The organism is Microcystis sp. M090S1, assembly GCF_020246295.1.
Lineage (GTDB): Bacteria > Cyanobacteriota > Cyanobacteriia > Cyanobacteriales > Microcystaceae > Microcystis > Microcystis aeruginosa.
In genome coordinates this window covers 1-4,445 of record NZ_JADBTF010000493.1, presented here as the reverse complement: position 1 = coordinate 4,445, position 4,445 = coordinate 1, and the positions used below count along the sequence as shown (strand labels likewise).

Here is a 4,445-nt window from a genome sequence, read left to right as displayed (position 1 = left end):
ATTAGTATTATATGGCTTTAACTCAGGCTCTATAAGACTTTTAGCCATAGCTAGTATGTTTATACGGGGGAAGTCCAGATATAATCCGCCTAAGTTATTCAGAGAAGTGGCATAGCCAGGGTGGTCAGTACCTAAACTTTTACCACGAATTGCGAGAGCTTGTAGAGAGAGAGGTAAAGCTTGCTCATACTGTCCCATTGACCGATATAATCCGCCTAAGTTATTCAGAGAACCAGCATAGTCAGGATGGTCAGTACCTAGAATTTTACTACGAATTTCGAGAGCTTGTAGAGAGAGAGGTAAAGCTTGCTCATACTGTCCCATTGACTGATATAATACGGCTAAATTATTCAGAGAATCAGCATAGTCGGGGTGGTCAGTACCTAAACTTTTACCACGAATTGCGAGAGCTTGTTGATAGAGAGGTAAAGCTTGCTCATACTGTCCCATTGACCCATATAATACGGCTAAATTATTCAGAGAATCAGCATAGTCGGGGTGGTTAGTACCTAAACTTTTACCACGAATTGCGAGAGCTTGTTGATAGAGAGGTAAAGCTTGCTCATACTGTCCCATTGACCCATATAATACGGCTAAATTATTCAGAGAACTAGCATAGTTAGGGTGGTCAGTACCTAAACTTTTACTACGAATTTCGAGAGCTTGTAGAGAGAGAGGTAAAGCTTGCTCATACTGTCCCATTGACTTATGTAATACGGATAAGTTATTCAGACAAGTAGCATAGTCAGGGTGGTCAGTACCTAAACTTTTACCAATAATTTTGAGAGCTTGTTGATGGAGAGGTAAAGCTTGCTCATACTGTCCCATTGACTTATATAATCCGGCTAAGTTATTCAGAGAACCAGCATAGTCATGGTGTTCAGTACCTAGAATTTTACCACTAATTTCCAGAGCTTGTTGATGAAGAGGTAAAGCTTGCTCATACTGTCCCATTGACTCATATAATAGGGCTAAGTTATTCAGACAATTAGCATATTCAGGGTGGTCAGTACCTAAACTTTTACCAACAATTTCGAGAACTTGTTGAGAGAGAGGTAAAGCTTGCTCATACCGTCCCATTGACTTATATAATATGGCTAAAAGATTCAAAGAATAAGCATAAATAGGCTCATTAGTTAGTGAGTAACTTTTGGCTAAATCACAGGTTTTTTGAGCGAAGATAATCCCTTGCTCATATTGCCCCTGCTGATATAGCATTCCTATGGTTTGGTTATACTGTTGTATCTGGTTAATTATGGATTGATTGATGTTACTATCTTCCTTTAATAAACTAAGTTTTTGTTGCTGATTATTGTTGCTGATTGATCAGAGTGATTAATGGGTTTTTCTACCACCTTAAACCGCTTATAAAACACCTCACTATTACCCTGATTACCCTGAATAAATATCTCCTACAATAAGTTGTTAAAAACCTCCGTATTGTTCCAACGATAGATACTGAAATCTCGACGATCAACAGTTAATATTCTTCCATGTCCTAGATGCTCTGCTAATACAATCAAAGAAGCGTCTGCCATATCCATCGGTAAGTTAGCGTAACGATCCATTAATTCAATCATTCGTTCAATATGATGATTTTGTAAATGAAATATTTCAAAGTTATCGTTAACCAATCCCTGCAAAAAGTTGATTTGCGCCTGATTACCTATTCTGGCTAAGAGTAAATAACAGGTTTCGGTGATAACAGGATAGGTGGTAATTAAGGCTTCATTTTGACTATAAATAGTTTGAATGGCTAACGAGTGATCTTTGTCTTTTCGATTACCAAGAGCGAGAAAGAATCCTGTATCAGCAATGATCATTTTTTTCTGATAGGAGTGAATGCAAAATATTTTCTGAGTTTTCGGCAAAGTCAGCCTCTGCTTCAAAGCTACCGATAAAGGAACTTTGTTTTAATTTAGCTAGGGGATCGTGTGTTTTTTCTTGGAGTTGTTGATAGCGTAGTTCAATGGCTTGTTGAATGGTTTCTAAAGTATTTTCTTGGGTGGTTTGTTGAATATAGGCTAGTTTTTGAGCGTGTTCATCGTCTAGTTGAATAGAAATTTGCATTGTTTTTTCCTATTTTATGGGCAATTACTGTTGACAATGGGCAAGGGCGATCGCTGGCATGATGCGATCTGGTTATACTGTTGTATCTGGTTAATGATGGATTGATTGATGTTACTATCTTCCTTTAATAAACTAAGTTTTTGTTGTTAATTATTGTTGCTGATTGATCAGAGTAATTAATTGTTTGTTCTACCACCTTAAACCGCTTATAAAACACTTCACTATTACCCTGTTGACCCAATTTAATAAATATCTCCTCAAGACGCTTTTGATTTAAGATAATATCTGTAGGGTCAGATTCCCCATTAACCCAAGATAAATCAATGGGTTGCTCTGTGACAATTGCCAGAAAATATTCATCTCCTACTGCATCATATTGGAAAAATCGAGCTAGTCCTTCAGACGGGGGTAAACGAAGTCCTTCTGACAGCTTAGTATAAGGAATATAGGCAAATGCTCTTGAAGGACTAAAGAGATAAAAATTTCCTTCTACCGTCTCATTAATTAACAATAAATATTTACCATTGTCAGGTAAATTAACCCATAAATAATGGGGCTTGTTAAGATAAATATAATTACCCTTATCTGGCTCTGGCTTAATTACAGTACCATTCATAACTAGACCCCTTTTTGAACTCCCGTTTGAGGCTCCTCCATTAGGGGATTTTTCTCCCTCAAAATTTTCATTAATATCCAGCATCGTTAACTTATTACAAGCAGGTGCAGCAACTTCTTTTGCTAATTCCCAACCCATCCGAGGAAATTTTTTCTCCCATAACCATTGATAAGTCACTTGATGAGGTTCAATTGAATTCTGAGGTTTTCCTTTCTTCTCATATTTAGTAGTAATTAAATTGACACTTAATTCTAATCCATCGTCTATCATCGCTTGTTTAAACACATCTACCATTATTCTCCTAATTCTTTTCGCATATTCATTAATAGTTGCTTCCGTATAATGAAGATTATGCTTCTCTTTCATTATTTCGACAATTTCACTTCTTTTTTTATCTTGATTGTTGGGATGATATAGAAGTTGAAATAAACAACTATGATCTTGATTTTTTATCAAACCAGTATTTTGCAAGATCCGGTTTAGAAATGCTTTTTGCAATAGGTCTTTATCTTTAGTTCCTATCGTGTCAGGAATGCCAACCATTTTTAGTTCAAAAATAATCAAAAAATTAATGGAGATATTTAAAGATTACATCATTTCCTCTGATTTGTCAATATTTTGATGAGAAAGAGAAAGCACTGTTATTAATTGTTATTAAAAGTTATGTACGGTTATTTAGAGCTATTTAGAGTTATTTAGAGTTGTTGGCTGATACCAATTTGTTATTCAGTATCTATTGAATGTTATTTGCTCTGAATGTTTGACTTGAATCATCAACTAATTAATTCACAGGAGTTGACAGCTAATGCCAGTTTACAACGGTACAATTTACAATGACTTCTTGTTCGGCAGTTTCGGTAATGACACCCTTTACGGGAATGAAGGGAATGATAGCATTTACGGCCAAGGAGGCAACGACTACATCGACGGTGGAATAGGCAACGACTACATTGATGGTGGAGATGGTGCAGATGACCTCTTCGGCGGCGCTGGAAATGACAATGTCTTCGGCGGAAACGGTAGTGACTTGCTCATTGGCGAAGCAGGTGCTGACACTTTATCAGGCGGAAACAACACTGATTATCTCTTTGGCGGAGCCGACAACGATGTTCTATTAGGAGGCGCTGGGAATGACTTTGTCTATGGCGGCTATGGCAATGATATCCTCACTGGCGGCACTGGTGCCGATGCCTTTTTTTTCGGTTCTCTTCTAGAAGGAGTTGACGTAATCAAGGATTTTCAGTGGATAGAGGGCGATGTCATCCAGATCAGTAAGTTCGGATTTAATGCTAGTAGCCTTAGCCAATTTAACTACAATAGCTTAACAGGTGGGTTAAGTTTTCTTGGGCAACAATTCGCAACCATTGAAAATCGCCCCGCAGGGTTTGCTGTCTCTTTAGATGTTCAGCTTATTTAATTGGGAGTGGGCGGGCGAATCTTTTGGTTCGCCTGTTCCAGACGACTGGGCAATTTTTGCTCACTGATCAAACTAAAAGCATGAACCTTGTTCTCAAGGAACAAAAGATAACGAACAACAAAAAAAAGAATTAATTTTTGAGGAGCAACAAAAATGTTCAATCCCTGCAACCCCAAATAGGGAGCATCTCACTTACGCGATAAGTAATTATACTTAGCCTAAAAGCCACTCTTAATCGTGTCTTGGAACGAAATAGAGGCTTTTAAAGACTGCGTACATGGAGAATTAAAACAAGAATTACCCTCGAAAAGCCTATTTTTCCACTAAGTATTTATGCTCATT

5 protein-coding genes are annotated in these 4,445 nt (G+C 37.4%); 1 reads left to right on the top strand and 4 read right to left on the bottom strand.

Going from position 1 to position 4,445, the window contains the following annotated elements; all coding sequences use genetic code 11:
• The 4 genes from IM477_RS21715 to IM477_RS21700 all read right to left on the bottom strand — a co-directional run.
• Nucleotides 1-1,218: tetratricopeptide repeat protein (locus IM477_RS21715; protein ID WP_287733423.1), on the bottom strand; the 1,218-nt coding region annotated here is incomplete at its 3' end.
• 194 nt (nucleotides 1,219-1,412) lie between these two features.
• Nucleotides 1,413-1,823, bottom strand: coding sequence for a type II toxin-antitoxin system VapC family toxin (locus IM477_RS21710; protein WP_012264691.1), 411 nt, complete (start codon nucleotides 1,821-1,823; stop codon nucleotides 1,413-1,415).
• Entirely contained in the window at nucleotides 1,810-2,070 is a 261-nt protein-coding gene (locus IM477_RS21705; RefSeq protein WP_002758926.1) for a hypothetical protein, read from the bottom strand. Before IM477_RS21705 ends, IM477_RS21710 begins: the two co-directional genes overlap by 14 nt.
• A 124-nt stretch (nucleotides 2,071-2,194) precedes the next feature.
• Nucleotides 2,195-3,229: a hypothetical protein gene (locus IM477_RS21700; RefSeq protein ID WP_287733422.1), complete on the bottom strand. Its 1,035-nt coding sequence runs from the start codon at nucleotides 3,227-3,229 to the stop codon at nucleotides 2,195-2,197.
• 262 nt (nucleotides 3,230-3,491) lie between these two features.
• Between IM477_RS21700 and IM477_RS21695 the strand changes: the two genes are divergently transcribed.
• A complete protein-coding gene (locus IM477_RS21695; RefSeq protein ID WP_287733421.1) occupies nucleotides 3,492-4,103 on the top strand; it encodes a calcium-binding protein in 612 nt (203 codons plus the stop codon).
• Nucleotides 4,104-4,445: the final 342 nt, after the last annotated feature.